General features: G+C 72.0%; 15 protein-coding genes. 7 read left to right on the plus strand and 8 right to left on the minus strand.

The features are described from left to right. Positions 1-72 precede the first annotated feature (72 nt). Positions 73-2,439: an FdhF/YdeP family oxidoreductase gene (locus OIE67_RS31790; RefSeq protein WP_326627366.1), complete on the plus strand. Its 2,367-nt coding sequence runs from the start codon at positions 73-75 to the stop codon at positions 2,437-2,439. Between the two features lie 16 nt (positions 2,440-2,455). On the opposite strand, the gene OIE67_RS31795 is transcribed toward OIE67_RS31790, so the two are convergent. From OIE67_RS31795 to OIE67_RS31805, 3 genes are all read right to left on the minus strand, one after another. Continuing rightward, positions 2,456-3,685 (minus strand): cytochrome d ubiquinol oxidase subunit II, encoded by a 1,230-nt coding sequence (locus OIE67_RS31795; protein WP_326627368.1) that lies wholly within the window; start codon positions 3,683-3,685, stop codon positions 2,456-2,458. Continuing rightward, entirely contained in the window at positions 3,678-5,021 is a 1,344-nt protein-coding gene (locus tag OIE67_RS31800; protein WP_326627370.1) for a cytochrome ubiquinol oxidase subunit I, read from the minus strand. The genes OIE67_RS31795 and OIE67_RS31800 overlap by 8 nt, the downstream gene beginning before the upstream one ends. A 130-nt stretch (positions 5,022-5,151) precedes the next feature. Then, complete coding sequence (locus tag OIE67_RS31805) at positions 5,152-5,994, minus strand: SAM-dependent methyltransferase (RefSeq protein ID WP_326627372.1); 843 nt, start codon at positions 5,992-5,994, stop codon at positions 5,152-5,154. Between the two features lie 369 nt (positions 5,995-6,363). Between OIE67_RS31805 and OIE67_RS31810 the strand changes: the two genes are divergently transcribed. Together OIE67_RS31810 and OIE67_RS31815 are read left to right on the plus strand one after the other, a co-directional pair. Beyond that, the gene (locus OIE67_RS31810) at positions 6,364-6,570 is read left to right on the plus strand and encodes a cold-shock protein (protein WP_106245888.1); all 207 of its coding nucleotides are present in this window, start codon (positions 6,364-6,366) and stop codon (positions 6,568-6,570) included. A 347-nt stretch (positions 6,571-6,917) separates the two neighbouring features. Beyond that, a complete protein-coding gene (locus OIE67_RS31815; protein ID WP_281262627.1) occupies positions 6,918-7,043 on the plus strand; it encodes a hypothetical protein in 126 nt (41 codons plus the stop codon). A gap of 180 nt (positions 7,044-7,223) precedes the next feature. Here OIE67_RS31815 and OIE67_RS31820 read toward each other — a convergent pair whose 3' ends face one another. Both OIE67_RS31820 and OIE67_RS31825 read right to left on the minus strand, forming a co-directional pair. After that, positions 7,224-8,660: an N-acetylmuramoyl-L-alanine amidase gene (locus tag OIE67_RS31820; RefSeq protein ID WP_326627378.1), complete on the minus strand. Its 1,437-nt coding sequence runs from the start codon at positions 8,658-8,660 to the stop codon at positions 7,224-7,226. An 84-nt stretch (positions 8,661-8,744) separates the two neighbouring features. After that, positions 8,745-9,719, minus strand: a complete 975-nt coding sequence (locus tag OIE67_RS31825; RefSeq protein ID WP_326627380.1) for a M23 family metallopeptidase — start codon at positions 9,717-9,719, stop codon at positions 8,745-8,747. Between the two features lie 295 nt (positions 9,720-10,014). Between OIE67_RS31825 and OIE67_RS31830 the strand changes: the two genes are divergently transcribed. Together OIE67_RS31830 and OIE67_RS31835 are read left to right on the plus strand one after the other, a co-directional pair. Next, positions 10,015-12,843 carry an AfsR/SARP family transcriptional regulator gene (locus OIE67_RS31830; RefSeq protein WP_326627382.1) on the plus strand — a complete coding sequence of 943 codons (2,829 nt, stop codon included), beginning with the start codon at positions 10,015-10,017 and terminating at the stop codon, positions 12,841-12,843. Then, positions 12,843-13,409: an STAS domain-containing protein gene (locus OIE67_RS31835; RefSeq protein WP_326645523.1), complete on the plus strand. Its 567-nt coding sequence runs from the start codon at positions 12,843-12,845 to the stop codon at positions 13,407-13,409. Before OIE67_RS31830 ends, OIE67_RS31835 begins: the two co-directional genes overlap by 1 nt. A gap of 139 nt (positions 13,410-13,548) precedes the next feature. Here the strand turns inward: OIE67_RS31835 and OIE67_RS31840 are convergent, their stop codons facing one another. Both OIE67_RS31840 and OIE67_RS31845 read right to left on the minus strand, forming a co-directional pair. After that, positions 13,549-13,893, minus strand: coding sequence for a hypothetical protein (locus tag OIE67_RS31840; protein WP_326627384.1), 345 nt, complete (start codon positions 13,891-13,893; stop codon positions 13,549-13,551). Between the two features lie 313 nt (positions 13,894-14,206). Next, positions 14,207-15,214 (minus strand): LacI family DNA-binding transcriptional regulator, encoded by a 1,008-nt coding sequence (locus OIE67_RS31845; RefSeq protein WP_326627386.1) that lies wholly within the window; start codon positions 15,212-15,214, stop codon positions 14,207-14,209. 174 nt (positions 15,215-15,388) lie between these two features. On the opposite strand from OIE67_RS31845, the gene OIE67_RS31850 reads away from it, so the two are divergent. Beyond that, complete coding sequence (locus tag OIE67_RS31850) at positions 15,389-16,342, plus strand: DUF3500 domain-containing protein (RefSeq protein ID WP_326627388.1); 954 nt, start codon at positions 15,389-15,391, stop codon at positions 16,340-16,342. 92 nt (positions 16,343-16,434) lie between these two features. Here OIE67_RS31850 and OIE67_RS31855 read toward each other — a convergent pair whose 3' ends face one another. Beyond that, on the minus strand, positions 16,435-17,334 hold the full coding sequence (locus OIE67_RS31855; protein ID WP_326627390.1) for a DUF817 domain-containing protein: 900 nt from the start codon (positions 17,332-17,334) through the stop codon (positions 16,435-16,437). Between the two features lie 153 nt (positions 17,335-17,487). Here OIE67_RS31855 and OIE67_RS31860 point away from each other — a divergent pair, with 153 nt between their 5' ends. Further along, on the plus strand, positions 17,488-17,811 hold the full coding sequence (locus tag OIE67_RS31860) for a DUF3817 domain-containing protein (RefSeq protein ID WP_326627392.1): 324 nt from the start codon (positions 17,488-17,490) through the stop codon (positions 17,809-17,811). Positions 17,812-17,848 lie beyond the last annotated feature (37 nt).

A 17,848-nucleotide genomic window follows, 5' to 3' on the forward strand; every position in this document is an offset into this window, starting at 1 on the left:
GTTCCCCCCGCCAGGCAGGGCCGGACGCGGTGGCTCCAGGCCGCCGTGCCCGCCGATCGGAGGGACCTTCAGATGACATCACCGGCTGACGGGCGGCCCGACGCCGAGCGGCGGATGCTGGGCGGGGCGCCGGGCGAGCCCGCGCTCGGCCGCGGACCCGCCCCCGGCGACTACTTGCGCCACGACTACCACCATCCGGCCGCGGGATGGGGCGCGTCGCGCAGCGTGGCGCACGTGCTGCGGCGCGCGGGCGAGCCCGTGGAGGGCCTGCGCGCGCTGCTCGTGATGAACCACGAGGACGGCGGGTTCGACTGTCCCGGCTGCGCATGGCCGGACGACCCGAGCGGGCTGCGGCTGGACATCTGCGAGAACGGCATCAAACACGCGACCTGGGAGCTGGCGCCGGCCAAGGCCGATCGTGACTTCTTCGCCGCCCACACCGTCGCCGAGCTGTCCCAGTGGAGTGACCACGACCTGGAGGCCGTGGGCCGGCTCGCCGAGCCGATGGCGTACGACCCCGGCAGCGACACGTACCGGCCGATCTCCTGGGAGGACGCGTTCGCGCTGGTCGGCGAGACGCTGCGCGGGCTGGACAGCCCGCATCGGGCCGCGTTCTACACCTCGGGGCGGCTCGGGAACGAGGCGACCTTCCTCTACCAGCTCTGGGTCCGCGAGTACGGCACGAACAACATGCCGGACTGCTCCAACATGTGCCACGAGGCCAGCGGCCGGGCGCTGACGGCGGCGATCGGCACCGGCAAGGGCACGGTCGACCTCAACGACTGGGAGCAGGCGGACGCGATCTGGCTGATGGGCGACAACGCCGCGACGAACGCGCCGCGGATGCTGACGTGGCTGGCCGAGGCCGACCGGCGCGGCGCGCAGCTGATCCACGTCAATCCGCTGATCGAGGCGGCGTCGCGGCGGACGATCGTGCCGCACGAGTTCATCGACATGGCCACGTTCCGGACGACCAGGACCGGCACGATGAACGTCCAGGTGCGCATCGGCGGCGACCTGGCCCTGATGCGCGGCGTCGCCAAGGCCGTGCTGGAGCGGGCGGAGCAGACACCTGAGGTCCTCGACCGCGACTTCATCGCCCGCTACACGCACGGCTTCGAGGAGTACCGCGCGGCCGTGGCGGCAACCCCGTGGGCGGACCTGGTCAGCGGGTCGGGCGTGGAGGAGCAGGCGATCCGCCGGCTGGCCGACTCCTACCTGGCGTCGGAACGGGTGATCATCGCCTGGTGCCTGGGCCTGACGCAGCACGAGCACGGCGTCGACACCATCAGGGAGATCGTCGACGTGCTGATGCTGCGGGGCAACCTCGGCCGCGAGGGGGCCGGGCCGTGTCCCGTCCGCGGGCACAGCAACGTGCAGGGCAACCGCACCTGCGGCGTCAACAACCGGCCTGACGCGGCGTTCCTCGACCGGCTGGCGGAGGTCTGCGGGATCGATCCGCCGCGCGAGCCCGGCCTGGGCACCGTGGGCACGATCGAGGCGATGCGCCGGGGCGAGGTGAAGGTGTTCGTCGCGCTGGGCGGCAACTTCGCGCTGGCCACGCCCGACCAGGCGTACACGTTCGAGGCGCTGCGCGCGTGCGAGCTGACCGTGCAGGTGAGCACCAAGCTCAACCGCAGTCACCTCGTGCACGGCCGGCGCGCGCTCATCCTGCCCTGCCTGGCCAGGACCGACGAGGATCACCAGGCCGGCGGGGTGCAGGGCGTCACGGTCGAGGACTCCATGTCGATGGTGCACATCTCGTACGGGATGAAGCCCCCGGCCTCGCCGCACCTGCGTTCCGAGTGCGCGATCATCGCGGGCATGGCCGAGGCGACGCTGCCGGGCAGCCGGACGCCGTGGCAGGACTACGTGGACGACTACGACCGGGTCAGGGACACGATGGCCCGGGTGCTGGACGGGTTCGAGGACTTCAACGCCCGTGCCCGCCATCCGCACGGCTTCCGCATCCGCCAGCTCGCCCGCGAGCGGGTCTTCCTGACGCCGTCCGGCCGCGCCGAGTTCGCCTGCCCGCCGCTGCCCGACGACACCGACCCGGGCGAGGGGCGGCTGCTGCTGACCACGGTGCGCTCGCACGACCAGTTCAACACCACCATCTACTCCAACGACGACCGCTACCGCGGCGTCAAGGGGCTGCGCACGATCGTGTTCATGAACGAGGGCGACATGCGCGAGCGCGGGCTCGGGGAGTTCGACCTGGTCGACATCACCAGCATCTCCAGGGACGGATCGCGGCGGACGGTGCACGGCTACCGGGCGATCGGCTACGAGATCCCGCCGGGGTGCGCCGCCGGCTACATGCCGGAGCTCAACGTCCTGTGCGGGATCGCCGACGTCAGCACGCAGAGCGCCCAGCCCGTCACGAAACACCTCGTCGTGGAGGTGACACCCGCCCGCGAAGCGGGCGCGGCCGGCTGACGACGGCGGACCGGCATCAGGATTCCGCCGCCACGAGGGTGAACGTGGCCGCGGCGCAGGCGACCAGCAGGATCACGCCGACGGCGAGGACCAAGCCGGGACCGGCCAGGACGGTCATGGCCACGCCGGCGACCAGCGTGACACCGGCGAACGCCGCGTGCCGGCGGCGCGCGATCGAACGTCCGGCGGCGCCTCCGGTGGCAGGCGCGGCGGAGGGCCCCGCGGCGGCTTCGGCGGCGGCGGGGGCGGCGCCGTGGTCGAGGTCGCCGCGCAGGAAGAGCCGGAACAGCAGGAACAGCGCGGGGAACAGCACGACCACCCCGATCACGGCCGTGACGATGACGGCCGTCAGGGTCGAGCGCCCGGCCGCGGCCTGGTCGAGGGTGAGCCCGCGCAGCACGTACGGCCGCTGCGCCAGGGCCCAGCCGGCGACCATGGCCGCGACGGCGAGCGCCGCCGAGGCGCGGGCGGGACCGAAGCGGTGCCGCCAGACCAGCAGCAGGGTGGCCAGGCCGGCGAGGCCGGAGACGGCCACCATCACCGCGCCTCCGTCACTGGTCAGCCCGGCGGACAGCGCGGGCGCGTCGTACCGGACGAGGATGAGCCCGGCCAGCGCGAGCGCGCCCGCGCAGCCGCCCGCGACGAGGGCACGGGTGCGGAAGGCCGACTCCAGCGACCGGGATCCCACCCGGTGGGCGTCCGCGGCCAGGTAGACGGCCGACAGGTAGGCGCCGGTGGCGACGGCGAGCGCGCCGATGAACACCGAGGTGGGGTTCAGCCAACTCGTGACGAGGTCTCCCGCGGCGTTGCCCACCGGGACGCGCCCCGAGGCGATCCCGCCCGCGACCGTGCCCAGCGCGAACGGCGTCAGGATCGAGGAGAGCGCGAACAGGTACTCGACCGGCCGCTCGCCGGGAGCGCCGTCGAGCTGGCCGCGCAGCGCGTACGAGGCGCCGCGCAGGATGATCCCGACGGCCGCGAGGAACAGCGGCACCGCCAGCGTGGACATGATCGAGCCGAACGCGACCGGGTACGCCGTCCAGCACACGACCAGCACGAAGATCAGCCAGACGTGGTTGGCCTCCCAGACGGGGCCCATCGCGTGCCGGGCGTAATGGCGCAGCTCGTCGCGGCTCTCCCGCCCGCCGGCCAGCAACGTCCACAGGCCCGCGCCGAAGTCCGCGCCGGCCAGCACGGTGTAGGCGGCGAGACCGGCGAGGATGAGCAGCATCGGGATCTCAGTCATGGTGCTCCTCCAGCGGCACGCGGCTGAAGCGGTGCAGCAGCCACCAGACTCCGCCGGCGAGTCCCAGGTAGACGACGATCAGCGTGCCGTAGCCGATGGGGATGCCGGACGCGCCGGTCACCGCCTGGCCGGTCCGCATCACGCCGTACACGATCCAGGGTTGCCGGCCGACCTCCGTGGTGACCCAGCCGGCGAGGAGGGCGACGACCGACAGAGGCCCGGCCGCCACGACCGCGCGGTAGAACCAGCGCGAGCCGGGCAGCCGTTTGTGGCGCAGGCGTACGTAGAGGAAGACGAGGCCGAGCAGGGCCAGCAGGGTGCCGATGCCGACCATGCTCTGGAAGGCCAGCCGGACGACGTTGACCGGCGGGATGTCCTGCGCCGGCACCGTGTTCAGGCCGGCGACCGTCGCGTCCGGATCGTGGAAGGCGAGCAGGGACAGCAGCCGCGGGATCTCGATGCCGTAGACGACCTCGGCGCCGTTGTACCAGCCCAGCAGATGCTCGGACGCGCCTCTGGTGGTCTTCCCGAGCCCTTCGAGCGCGGCCAGCTTCACCGGCTGGTGCCGGGCGATCTCACGCGCGGCCCAGTCGCCGATGACGATCTGCAGGGGCGCGGCGACCGCCGCGGCCGACAGCCCGACCGTCAGGGCCGTGCGGTGGTACCGGCTCCAGCGGCCGCGCAGGAAGCTCCACGCGTACGGGACGGCGATCAGGAAACCGGCCACGATGTACCCGGCGAAGTACATGTGCACGAACTCGTGCCAGAAGAACTCGTTGGCGAACAGCGCCGACCACGGGCGCGCCTCGACCGCCCGGCCGTCCCGCAGCGCGAAGCCGCCGGGATGGTTCATCCAGCCGTTGACGGAGATCACGAACCACGATCCGGTGATCCCCGCGGCCACCACCGGGATGCCCATGAGGAAGTGCGTGCGCGGCCGCAGCCGGTCCCAGCCGTAGACGTAGATCGCGATGAAGATGGCCTCGATGAAGAACGAGAAGCCCTCCATGGTGAAGCCGAGGCCGAACACGTTGCCGAAGCTCGCCATGAAGCCCGGCCAGAGCAGCCCGAGCTCGAAGCTGAGGATCGTCCCCGTCACGACGCCGATGGCGAACAGCGCCAGCATCACCTTCGCCCAGCGCCGGGCCAGCGTGCGGTAGAGCGCGTCGCCGGTCCGCAGCCAGCGCCACTCGCAGAACAGCACCATCGCCGGGAAGGCGATGCCGAAGCACACCAGCGGGATGTGCACGATGAACGACAGCGCCTGCATCTGCCGCGCCTCGAACAGGTATTCCTGGTCCACTGCCGCGAACGCGCCCGCGACGGCCGTGATCATCCGCACTCCCCCTCGCTGTGTGCCTGGCCGGCACGCGGGGGAGGTCGGAGCTGCGTACGGCCCTGTTTCCGCAGGTTACGCCGCAGGTGGGGGTGAGAGGGCGCTCTCGCGTGGTGTGTCGCGGTTCCGCTCAGCCGGACTGTGGGGCTTCGAGCGGGACACGGCCGACGCCGCCCAGAATGCCGCCCTTGTCCAGGCCGGGGGCGATGATCGGGTCGTCGTTGCGCCAGTCCTGGACCGGCACGAGGCCGGGTTCGAGCAGCTCCAGGCCGTCGAAGTAGGCGCGCACCTTGTCGCGGTCGCGCCAGTGCAGCACGCCGGCGGTGGTGCGCCGGTAGACCTCCTCGGTGCCGGCCTTGCGCTCGCCGGAGCTCTGCCCCTCTTCCACGTACGCGTGCGAGATGATCAGGTGGCTGCCCGGCACCAGCGGCTCGCGCAGGGTCCGAACGATGCCGGCCACCTCGTCGTCGTCGGCCAGGTAGTGGAACAGCGCGACGGCCAGGACCGCCACCGGCTCGCCGAAGTCGAGGTGACGGGCGGCGGCGTCGAGCAGGCCCCTGGGGTCGTGCGCGTCGCCCTCGACGATCACCGTGTGCGGGTCGCCGGTCAGCAGCGCGCGAGCGTGGACCAGCACGACCGGGTCGTTGTCGGAGTAGACGACCCTGGCGTCGGGGACGATCCGGTGGGCGACCTGGTGCACGTTGTCCTGGGTGGGCAGGCCGGTGCCGATGTCGAGGAACTGCCGCACGCCGGCCCTGGCGGCCGCCTCCACCGCGCGGACCAGGAAGCCCCGGTTCGCCCGCGCCATCTCCCGTACGTCGGCGCCGCCCTTGCCGCTCAGCTGCACGATGCGCTCGGCGGCCTCGCGGTCGGCGGGGAAGTTGTCCTTACCGCCCAGGAAATAGTCGTACATCCGGGCGACGGTGGGGACGTTCGGGTCGACCTTCCCCGCGGGTCGCTCACTCTCGGTCACGCGTCACCCTTCTCTGCCTTTGACCGCATCTTAGGGGGGATCGGCGTTCTGTGATCGGATCTTTCGCGGTCTTCCTCCCGGTTTCCCACCGGGCTCAGGCGTCTCAGGACCGCCCCGAGGACGGCACCCACAACGGGGCCCAAGACGGGCGCGACGCGACGGGTCGCTTCCGCTGAAGGCAGCGTCACACCTGTGATAGAGTTCTACACGTTGCAGTTATGGCACCCATAGTGACTTTGCGCGCCTGACAGACATGATCTGCAGGCGCGTTTTTCGTTTACCGGTCTTCTCCGGATGGGCTCATCGCGGCGACACGAGATCCGCGCGGTGCGGATTCTCTCGTTCCTGCAATTTCTGAAGGAGATCGACATGGCTACTGGCACCGTGAAGTGGTTCAACTCTGAAAAGGGCTTCGGCTTCATCGCGCAGGACGGCGGCGGCGCCGACGTCTTCGCGCACTACTCCAACATCGTCTCCAACGGTGGCTACCGCGAGCTGACCGAGGGTCAGAAGGTGTCGTTCGACGTCGTGCAGGGCCAGAAGGGCCCGCAGGCGGAGAACATCGTAGCCGCCTGATCAGGCGAGCAGCATGAGGCCGGGCCCGCACCCCTCGGGGGGCGGGCCCGTTCTCGTTCCGTCTCCGGAACCCCGGAAGACCGTTTCCCGAATCCGGCGAGCCGTTCCCGGCACCCGGCGGGTAACCGGAAGGCCGGCTTACCGGCACTTCCCGGCCATCTCCAACAGGCCAGGGTATGAATTCCACCAGTATCTGATGGTTTCGGTCGCTTTATCTCCCGGTAAGGACCATAATCAAGCCAATGAGGCCCTATCAAGCCGCCACCCGGCGCCAGCTGCCTACCAGCCCCTTCAAAGTCCCCGACGTACCCCCGCCCGCGATTGAGCAATTCGTCACGGGAGACCGGGTGAGCCACGACAAATACGGCCTCGGCCGCGTGATCGCGGTACACCAGGACGTCGCCGTGATCGTCGACTTCGGCTCGGAGACCTACCGGCTGACCGCGCCGTACGCCAAGCTCGAGAAGCTGTAGTCACCGCGCGCGACCACCGGACGCCGCCACTGAGCGTCGCCCGTACCGCTCGCGACCGCCGAGCGCCGGCACCACGCGCGATCCGCAGGCGCGTGGTCACCGCGGGCGCTGCGGCGCCGCGCTCCGAGCGTGCGGAAGGCGGGCACGGGCCGCCGCCCGCACCCGCCCCTTGTCATCGTCCTAGCCGCAGTGCTCGGACGGACTGTCGTAGACGTTCGTCCCGGCCTTGCCGCCCCACTTGACGCACTGACCGGCCGCCGAGGCACGCACCGGGCCGGCGTAGTAGGCGAAGTTCCCGCTGTCGGTGACCCGCGCCTTGCCCTTGACCTCCAGGTACGCGCTGGTCGCGCTGGCCGTGCCGATCGAGGTCTTCTTGATCGTGGCCACGCAGTTGTAACCGTTGCCCGAGTTGTAGAGCAGGTAGACCGTGCCGGCCGAGCCCAGCGCGGCCGAGTCGATCACCTTGTAGCCGCTGCCGCACACCGATTCCGGCGTGTGCGGGTTGGTGGGGCCGCCGCCGCCACCGGTGACGTACTGCATGTAGGTGTTCCAGTTCCAGTTGCCGCCCGGGTCCGTGTGGTCGGTCCCCGGGACCTGGCTGTGGCCGACGATGTGCGTGCGGTCCTTGGGGATGCCGTACCGGTCGGCGATGTTGCGGGTCAGCGCGGCCGAGGAGCGGTACATCGCGTCGGTGAACCAGGACGCGTCGTTGACGAAGCCCTCGTGCTCGATGCCGACCGAGCGCCGGTTGTAGTCGCCGGCGTGGAAGGCCCGGTCCTTCTCCCGCACCATCTGGGTGACGGCGCCGTCCGACGAGCGCACCACGTAGTGGGAGCTGACCTTCGCGGACGGGTTCTGGAACCAGGAGATCGTCCCGGCGTAGGAGCCCTGCGCCACGTGGATGACGATCCGGTCGATCTCGTCGCTGGACGGGCGGCTGGACACCGCGTAGTTGGCGCTGTTGGCCGCCACCCACGTGGCCTGCGGGTAGTCGACCGCGGCGGCGAGGGTGCCGGGGGCGTCCAGGTCCTTGGCCTTGGCGTACGGGCCGCGGTCGGGCTCGACGGCGCGCGGCTTGACCGTGACGCTCTCGCCGCCGGTCGTGGTGCCGCGCACGCCCTGGGCCAGCAGGTCGTAGACGGTGTCGGCGTACAGGCGGGCCACGTCGGGGGAGGTGGCGCCGCCGTAGCGGGCGACGGGCTCGTACCAGCGGGCGGCGTCCTTGCGGGCGGCGGCGTCCAGCCCGGCCTCGTCGGCGTAGGCGCGCAGCACGGCGGCGCCGCCGGCGATGTTGGCGGCGTCGTCGCTCTTGAGCGCGGACACGGGCCGCCCGGTCAGCTTGGCCGCGCGCTCCAGCGTGCGGGAGGTGACCAGGTGCATCACGCCGTAGCCGCCGCCGGCGCTGGGCTCGCCGGCGTGGCCGTCCAGATGGGTCTCGGCGTAGGCGAGGGAGACCAGCAGGTCGCGCGGCACCTCGTAGGTGGCCGCCGCCTCGGCGAACGCCCCCGACACGGGGTCGGCGGCGGCCGTGGCCGCGGCGGGATGGCCGATCAGCAGCGAGGCGGGGATCAGCGCGCCGGTCAGCAGCACGGCTGAGCGGCGCAGTCGGGCTCGCACAGTGTTCTCCTCAGGAAGGGGGGTGTCGTACGGGAACGCGGGGCGCCCGGCGCGGCACGGTGTGCGCGCGGGCGCCGTGCGGCGTCAGCCGCAGTGCTCGAAGTCGCTGTTGTACGTGCTCGACCCGGCCTTGCCGCCCCACTTGACGCACTGACCGGCCGCGGCGGCACGCACCGGGCCGGCGTAGTAGCCGAAGTTGCCGCTGTCGGTGATCCGCGACTTGCCCTTGACCTCCAGGTACGCGCTGGTCGCGGTGTTCTTGCTGAGCGAGGTCTTCTTGATCGTGGCCACGCAGTTGTAGCCGTTGCCCGAGTTGTAGAGCAGGTAGGCGGTGCCGGCCGAGCCCAGGGCGGCGGAGTCGATCACCTTGTAGCCGCTGCCGCACACGGACGTCGCGGTGTGCGGGTTGGTGCTGCCGCCGCCGCAGCTGTTCTTCGAGGTCAGGGTCTGGTTCGGGTAGCCGAACGTGGCGCCGTTGAAGACGGCCTTGCGCACGTTGGCCGGGTAGCTGGCGCCGTTGCGGACCTCGTAGTGCAGGTGCGGGCTGATGTTGTTGCCCGGCTTGCTGGTGTTGCCGACCGTGCCGATCTTCTGGCCCTGGCGGACCTGGGTGCCGGCGCTGACGGAGCGCGCGTTCAGGTGCGCGTAGTACGACGTCCAGCCGCCGCCGTGGTCGATCTTGACCAGGTTGCCGTAGCCGTTCGTGGAGCCCTGGTGGGCGGAGATGACCACGGTGCCGGCCGCGGCGGCCACGACGGTGTCGCCGAGGTCGGCGGAGGCGGTGCTGCCGCGGTTGAAGTCGATCTCGTACGAGCGGTGCGCGCTGCTGCCGCTGGAGTTGCCGGTCCAGCTCTGGCCGCAGGGGAAGGGCAGCTGGAAGCTGGGCGCGGCCAGGGTGGAGACCTCGGGAACGTCGACCTGGTCCGGCGGGTTGTTCTGGTCCTGCCCAGGGCCCGTGGTCGGCGTGCCGCTCGGAGCCGCGCTCGGTGTGGGAGCGGGCGTGGGGGCGGCGGAGGCCGCCTGCCCGGCCACGAGCCCGCACGTAAGGACGAACCCCACCGTAAGCACCCTGCTGGCTCTCATAAGGATCCTTTCCGTACGGCTCCGGGGACGAGGTCGACCCGGAGCCGAGCATGATCAAATGGATCTCACGACGTGCGCTTGCTGGGGGTCAAGATTGCGAGTACGGCATACAGAGAACATCCAAAATCGGTATAAAGACTCAGCCAGCCCGAACGAACAACCCGGCAATGGTTGCAATACCTCCAGCTGAGGAGTAGGTGCGGTCATAGTGGTTGATCAGCCAACATTCGCCGTCCTTGGCCCGTTACAGGTCAGGGCCGCGGACCAGAGCGTGCGCATCGCGGGCACCAAGCCGCGGCTGCTGCTCGCCACGCTGCTGCTCGACGCGAATCAGGTGGTCGCCTCCGACGCCCTGATCGAAGTGCTGTGGACCGGCACCCCGCCCTCGTCCGCGACGGCCAACCTGCGCACGTACGTGAGCTCCTTACGCGGCGTCCTCGGCGCGACGGAGGCCCGCATCGCCGCCCACCCGTCCGGTTACGCCGTCGAGGTGGAGGCGGAGCGGCTGGACCTGCTGCTGTTCGAGGACCTGGTGACCAGGGCGCGGGCGAGCGCGCGTACCGAGGAGGCGGCCCCCCACCTGCGCCGGGCGCTCGCGCTGTGGCGCGGCACCCCGCTCGGCGACCTGCCCGCGAGCCCCGTGTGGGACGCGCGGCTGCGCTCGATCACCCAGGCCAGGCTGGCCGCCGCCGAGGAGCTGATCGCGGTCAAGCTCGCCGCGGGCGAGCACGCCTCCGCCGCCGAGGACCTGCGCGAGCTGGTCGGCGAGCACCCCTACCGCGAGGACCTCTGGCAGCGGCTCATTCTGGCGCTGCACCACACCGGCAGGCGGGCCGAGGCGCTGCACGCCTACACCGCCGTCAGACGGCAGCTCATCGAGGATCTCGGCGTCGAACCCGGCCAGGACCTGCGCGAGGCGCACGCCCGCGTCCTGGCCGGAGAGCCCGTGCCCGCCCTCCTGCCCGCCGCCGTGCCCGTGCCCGCCCCCGTGCCCGCCCCCGTGCCCGTCGCCCCTCCCCCGCCCTACCAGCTGCCGGCCGACATCCCGGACTTCACCGGCCGGGCCGCGGCCGTCGCCGCCCTGACCAGGTCGCTGTCCGCCGAGGAGCTCGCGCCTGAGGGGCCGCCGTCGATCGCCATGGTCGTCGGGCCGCCCGGCGTCGGCAAGACCGCGCTGGCCGTGCACTGCGCCCACGCCGTACGGGGCGGCTACCCGGCCGGGCAGCTGCACCTGTGTCTCGGCGGCACCGACGCGACCCCCGCCGACCCGGCGGAGCTGCTGGCCGAGGCGCTGCGCGCGCTGGGCGTCGGCGCCGCGGCCCTGCCGCCCACCGTGCACGAACGTTCCGCGCTCTACCGCTCCCTGCTCGCGGAACGGCCGATGCTCGTCTTCCTCGACGACGCGGCCGACGCCGCCCAGGTACGCGCCCTGCTGCCCGGCAACGGCTGCGCGGTCCTGGTCACCAGCCGCCGCCGCATCACCGAGCTGCCCGGCACCCGCCTGCTGGAGCTGGACGTCCTGCCGCCGGAGGAGGCCGAGGAGCTGCTCGGGCGCATCGTCGGCCCGGCGCGGCTGGCCGCCGAGCGGCAGGCGGCCCTGGCCATCCTCGACTCCTGCGGCCACCTGCCCCTGGCCGTCCGGGTCGCCGGCGCCCGCCTGACCGGCCGTCCCGGCTGGCCGCTCAGCGTGCTCCAGCAGCGCCTGGCCGACGAGTCCAGCAGGCTGGACGAGCTGCGCGCCGGCGACCTGGAGGTACGCGGCTCCTTCGAACGCAGCACCCGCCGCCTGACCAGCGACGCGGCCGCCACCTTCCGCGCGCTCGGCCTGCTCGGGCCCGCCTCCGTGCCCGGCTGGGTGGCCGACGCCGTGCTCGGCCGGCGGCGCGGCGAGGCCGTCGTGGACTCCCTCGTGGACGCCAACCTCGTCCGGCTGGACGGCACCGACGCTCTCGGCCAGCCCCGCTACCGCCTGTACGACCTGATGCGCTGCCAGGCCAGGCAGCAGACCGGCGGCGAGGCGGAGCGGCAGGCGCTCGCCCGCGTGCTCGGCGGCTGGACCAGCGCCACCGGGCACGCCACCGCGCGCCTGCCCACCACCCTGTTCAGCCTGACCCCCGAGGAGCCCGCCCCCTGGAGCCTGCCGGAGGAGACACTGGCCCGGCTGACCTCCGACCCGCTGTCGTGGTTCGAGGCCGAGCGCCAGTCGCTGGTGGAGGCCGTGCAGCTGGCCGCGGGCACCGGGCTGGCCACCTCCGCGTGGGGACTGGCCGCCGCCCTCGTCCCCTACTTCGACCTGCACTGCCGGTTCGACGACTGGCAGCTCACGCACCGGCTGGCGCTCGACAGCGCCCGCGCGGCAGGCGACCGCCGCGGCGAGGCCGCCATGCTCCGCGGCCTCGGCCAGGTCTGCCTCTACCAGGACCGTTACGCCGAGGCCTGCGACATGCTCAAGCGCGCCCGGACGATCTTCCACGAGCTGGGGGACGTACGCGGCGAGGCGATCTCGATCTGCGGGCTGGGCGCGGCCAGCCAGTTCTCCGGCGAGCACCTGCGGGCGCTCGGGTCCTTCCGGCACGCCCTGGCCATGTTCCTGGCCGTCGGCGACCGCGGCGGCGAGGCGTACGCGCGGCAGGCGATCGGGCGCATCTACCTGTCGCTGCAGGACCTGCGCCAGGCGTCCCGGTGGCTGTCCGAGGCGCTGCGGCTGGCCAGGGAGCTCGGCGACACCCACCGTGAGGGCTGCGTGTCGATGCACCTGGGCCGCCTGCACGACCTGAAGGCCGACGCCGACGAGGCGATGCGCTGCCAGGGCCGGGCGCTGGACATCTTCGAGACGCTCGGGGACCGGCACTGCGGCGCGTACGCGATGCAGAGCCTGGGCGGCCTCCAGGTGGCCAGAGGCGAGCGGTCCGACGGATCCGACCGGCTGCGGGCGTCGCTGGCGGTCTTCCAGCAGCTCGGCGACCGCAGCGGGGAGGCGGCCACGTTCCAGACGCTCGGCGAGCTGTACCGCTCGGCCGGGCGGACCGCGCTGGCCTCCAACTACCTGCACCGGGCCGTCGAGCTGCGCCAGGAGCTGCGCGAGGGCGCCGGTCTGTGATGACGGCGCCCGGGTCGCGTGCGGTGCCGGGGCCGGCCCGCGGTGGCCCGCCGGAGGGTCACCGGGAGCCGACGAGAGGTTACGTCAGGGTCGTCCTCACGGCTCTGTACGCTGCCCCTCCGTCTCGGTACGGTAGGGATCGACAGCGGCCGGTCAGGCCGCTTCCGGCTCCTCACGTCAGGGGGGTGCACGTGCGGGAACTGACGTTCGCGACACAGAGACTGCCCGGGGTGAGCGTGATCTCCGTCGCGGGTGAGATCGACGCCGCCACCGCCGGTCAGCTGGACCGCTACCTTCAGGCGAGCCGGCGCGCGCCGCACGAACATCTGGTCATCGATCTCAGCGACGCGCAACTGCTGGGCAGCGCCGGGCTCCGGGTCCTGCTCAACACGCACGCCTTCGCCCGCCAGCACGGCGGCAGCCTGCGCCTGGCCGCGCCGCATCCCAAGCTGGCCAGCATGATGCGGATCACCTGCGCGCACACCGTGCTGAGCGTCCACGACTCCGTGGAACAGGCCGTCCTGGCCGCCCTCCAGCCCGGCGAGCCCGCCGCCGCACAGGTGTGAGGGCCACCGGTCGTCCGGCGCGGCCAGGTTTCGCACGACATGGGCGCGAACACGACCAGACCCGCCGTCCCGGGGCGGATGTTCATCCCGGTCCGGCGGGTCAGCGCACTGGCGTGGCAGCGAGCGTCCCTGACGGAGGTCAGCTCAGCTCTTCCGGCCACCACCAGTTACCGTCGTCGTACTTGTCCGGCTTCACGTCCTCCTTGACCGGCTCCTCCTTGACCGGCTTCACCACCGGGGCCGGCTTGACCTCCTCGCGGCGCTCGAAGCGGTGCCTCGGGTGGTGGTTGCGCGAGTGGTTGCGGTTGTCGACGATGACGTCGATCCGCGGCGGACGGTAGTGCGGGTTGCGCAGGATCGGCTTCTCCCGCGGGACGTAACTCGGCTTGTAGACGTGCTTGACCGGCGCCGGCGGGCCTCCGGCCTGGACGGTGGAGAAGCCGGCGCTCGCGCTGGCCACCCCCATGCCCAGAGGCAGAAGCATGACGCTGGCGGCGGCACCGGTCAGAGCTAGCGCCGCGAACAGCCCATGGCGCGGCGCGCGCGATTGCGAAATTCTAGTATTCACGTGCTCTCGTTTCCGTTCATGGATATTTCGGCCAGAAGCCGGCGTCCGCCCTATAAGCGGGCGCCCAGACGGAAGCAGACGTACCCATGCAGATGTTCTCAGTTACCTCCTTAAACCCAAACAACCCGTCAAAGCCCACAGACCCCATTCGTTGCGAGCGTCTCACCGCGCGACGAACCGCCGCGCTTGTCTGCCTGATTCCGCCGGCTGCTCGCCCGGGAACGCCGGGTCAGCCGGTCGATTCGCGGGGGACCAGGGAGAAGGGGCTGACGAACTCGCGCGGCGCCTGCCTGGCCGCGCCCTTCTCCGCCATCCGCTTGACCAGGAAGCCGACGGCCGTGCCGGCCATGAGCGCGTGGTCGGGGTCGATCGACGACAGCGACGGCACGCTGTAGGCGCCTTCGGCGATGTTGTCGAAGCCGATGACCTTGACGTCGTGCGGCACCCGCAGCCCGCTGTCGGCCAGGCCGCGCAGCGCGCCGAGCGCGACCGTGTCGGTCACGCAGAAGACGCCGTCGACCCCGGCCCCCGACCCGGCCAGGCGGCGCGCGGCCGCCGCTCCCCGCTCCATGGTGAGCTGCTCGATGGGGGCCACGAGCGCCGGGTCGAACGGGATGCCAGCCTCTTCGAGCGCCTCGCGGTAGCCGTCGTAGCGCAGGCTGGAGACGTCGACCTCGCCCCGCTGCGGGCCGTCGATGAGCGCGACGCGACGGCAGCCCCGCTCGAGGAGATGGCGGGTCGCGGCCCTGGCGCCCGCGCTGTTGGGCATCGCCACGTGGTCCACGGGCCCGTCGAAGATGCGCTCCCCCAGGATGACCACGGGGTGGTCGACCCTGAGCAGGTCGATGTCGGCCGGGCCGAGCCCGACCGTGCTGAGGATGAGGCCGTCGTAGAGCCGGTTGCGGGACAGCGCGAGGGCGGCGAGCTCGCCCTCACGTGAGGCGCCGGTCTGCTCGATGGCGACCCTGAGGTGGTGTCCTGCCGCCACCTTGATGATCTCGGCGGCGAGCTGCCCGTAGTAGGGGCGGTCGATCTCGGGGACGGCCAGGCCGATCGTCCCGGTACGCCCGGTGCGCAGGTTGCGGGCCGCGACGTTGACCCGGTAGTCCAGCTCCTCGATGGCCCGCAGCACGCGCTCGCGCGTCTCGGTCCTGACGTGCGGGTGGTCGTTGATGACGTGGGAGACGGTCATGGGCGAGACCCCTGCGGCCTTCGCCACGTCCTGTATCGTCACCACGCCAGCATCCTTTCACGGCCTCACGGCCCGAAACCCCGCCCCCGCCGTGCCGCCGCCGTGCCCCCGCCGCCGTGCCGCCGTTCCCCGTCTCAGTGCCACCGCATGCGCTTATTTGCGCGCGGATATCGGCGTTTTTTGCAGTATGTTGCGGTTTGTGGCATTGCGAGAGCTTTCATGAGCGCCCCCGACGTCGAGGTGATGCGGCAGGCGGTGCTGCGCTTCCTCGGCTCGCTCGACCCCGAGCGGAAGGCCGCGGCGACGGCGGCGTTCGGCTCGGCCGAGCGTACCGAGTGGTCCTATCTGCCCGGCCCCCGTCCGGGCCTGCCGCTGGTCGAGATGACCCCGGCCCAGGAGGAGCTGGCGCTCTCCCTGCTGGAGATCGGCTGCGGCGTCAGCGGCGCGCGTACGGCCAGGGGCGTCATCGAGCTCGAACGCGTCCGCCGCCGCCTGGTGACCGGCGTGGACGAGATCGACGGCGACCGCTACTGGTTCCGCGTCTTCGGCGATCCGGCCGGTGCGGCCCCGTGGATGTGGCGGATCAACGGCCACCATCTCGCCGTGCACATCACGGTCGCCGGCGACTCGATCACGGTCACGCCGAGCTTCCTCGGCGCCGAGCCGGCCATGGTGCCGTCCGGGCCGCGGCGGGGCCTGCGGCTGCTCGCCGAGGAGGAGGAACTGGGCCGGGCGCTGCTCGCCGACCTCGCGCCGCACCAGCGTTCGATCGCGATCACCAGCCCGGTCGCTCCCGACGACGTCCTGACCCGTAACGACCCGGCGGCCGACGCCGCCCTCATCCCCCATGGGCTGCCGTACGCCGACATGACGGCGACGTCGCGGGACATGCTCGAACGGCTGGTGCGCCGCTACTTCGACCGCGCCCCCGGCTGGTACGGCGAGACCTGCTGGCGGGACGCGCTCGACGCCGGGCTGGACCGGGTGACCTTCGCCTGGATGGGCTCGGACCGGCGCGGGCAGGGTCACTACTACTGCGTCACCGGGCCGACGTTCCTGCTGGAGTACGACAACACGCAGGACGACGCCAACCACGTCCACTCCGTGTGGCGGGACCTGCGCCACGACTGGGGCGGCGACCTGCTCGCCCGGCACTACGCCGACCAGCACTGATCGCCCCGGCCGCCTCGGTGGTCCGGGAGGTCGTGGCGGCGCGGCCGCTCAGCGGTCGTCGTCGGCCGCGGCGCCGAGGACGGTGAGCCCGGTCAGCACCGCCGACCGGTAGAGGCCTGAGCCCCACTCCCCGGCCGTACCGCCTCCACCTGGTACGCCGCGCCTCCCAGCGGGCCGACCCGGCGCAGCGGCAACGCCCAGCCGCGCGGCAGGCCGCGGGAGGCGACGGGCAGGTGCAGCAGGCCCCGGGCCGCCTGCCAGGAGGCGACGATCACGAACGTGACGCTGACCAGCAGCGCCCACGCCCCGAACTTGGCCGGATGCACCAGCTGCCAGGTCTCCCGCTGGTACGGGTACTGCCAGGCGCCGAGGTAGGTCGCCAGGTTCTCGGCCACCCACAGGAAGAACCCGATGAGCGTCAGCGACAACGCCAGCGGCATCTGGTAGCGGTGCGCGCCCACGGTGAAGTGCACCACCGTCCCCCACGTCGCCAGCACGAGCAGCACGGCCAGCGGCAGCCGCAGGTCGATCCACCAGTGCTGGCTGACGAAGTTCACGTAGATCGCCAGCGCCACCAGCGTGACCGGCACGGTCCGGTAGGCCACCAGGCGCAGCGAGAAGATCCGCCAGGCCGTGCAGACGTAGCTGCCCACCGCCGCGTAGAGGAACCCGCTGTAGAGCGGCACCCCGCCGATCTTGGTATGGGCCGGCTCGGGATAGCTCCACGACCCGAGCCGTACCTTGATCAGCTCGAAGGCCAGCCCGACCAGGTGGAACCCGGCGATGACGGCGGTCTCGCCGCTGCTCTCCCAGCGCAGCGCGCGCAGCGTCACGGTGACCGCGACGGCGTAGATCAGCAGCGCGTCGTAGCGCGGGATCGGCAGCGGCACGACGGACGAGGCGGCCAGACCGGCGAACATGGCCACCGCGAACAGGCACGATCTGGCCTCGGCCCAGGCGAACCGGAAGAGTTGCGCGACGAAGAACCTCACGCCCTTATCCGACCATCCGCACCCTGCCGGAGTTGCTCGGGTTTCGGGGAGGTCCTGTGAAGAAACGCAGGCCCATGACGAGCGAGGTCCTGGCGGGCGAGACCGCCGCTTGCGCCGCACCGCACACTCTACAGGCTGTAGAGTAAGCCCTCGGTGATCGGACGGAAAGGGTGGATCGTGCTGCGCTGGTTTCGACTCGTGGCGGTGGCCGAGGCGTGCTCGTGGGCGGGGCTGCTGGTCGGGATGTTCTTCAAGTACGTGACGGAGACCGGCGAGCTCGGGGTGAAGGTGTTCGGGCCGATCCACGGGGCGCTGTTCGTGCTGTACGCGGCCGGGGTGCTGCTGTCGGCGCGGGAGGCGGGCTGGAGCCGGGGCACGGCGGTGCTGGGCCTGGCCTGCGCGGTGCCGCCGTTCACCTCGGTGTGGTTCGAACGCCGGATGGCGGCCCGCACGGCCACGGCGGCGGCGGCCACCTGACCGTCTGGCCGGTGCCGCTCGACCGGGCGAATGCCAC

The sequence above is a fragment of the Nonomuraea fuscirosea genome, from assembly GCF_035917475.1.
Lineage (GTDB): Bacteria > Actinomycetota > Actinomycetes > Streptosporangiales > Streptosporangiaceae > Nonomuraea > Nonomuraea fuscirosea.

Coding starts and splice junctions, on each gene's coding strand:
- OIE67_RS31790 (WP_326627366.1), top strand. CDS start 73: ATGACATCACCGGCTGACGGGCGGCCCGACGCCGAGCGGCGGATGCTG.
- OIE67_RS31795 (WP_326627368.1), bottom strand. CDS start 3,685: ATGACTGAGATCCCGATGCTGCTCATCCTCGCCGGTCTCGCCGCCTAC.
- OIE67_RS31800 (WP_326627370.1), bottom strand. CDS start 5,021: ATGATCACGGCCGTCGCGGGCGCGTTCGCGGCAGTGGACCAGGAATAC.
- OIE67_RS31810 (WP_106245888.1), top strand. CDS start 6,364: ATGGCTACTGGCACCGTGAAGTGGTTCAACTCTGAAAAGGGCTTCGGC.
- OIE67_RS31835 (WP_326645523.1), top strand. CDS start 12,843: ATGACGGCGCCCGGGTCGCGTGCGGTGCCGGGGCCGGCCCGCGGTGGC.
- OIE67_RS31840 (WP_326627384.1), bottom strand. CDS start 13,893: ATGCTTCTGCCTCTGGGCATGGGGGTGGCCAGCGCGAGCGCCGGCTTC.
- OIE67_RS31850 (WP_326627388.1), top strand. CDS start 15,389: ATGAGCGCCCCCGACGTCGAGGTGATGCGGCAGGCGGTGCTGCGCTTC.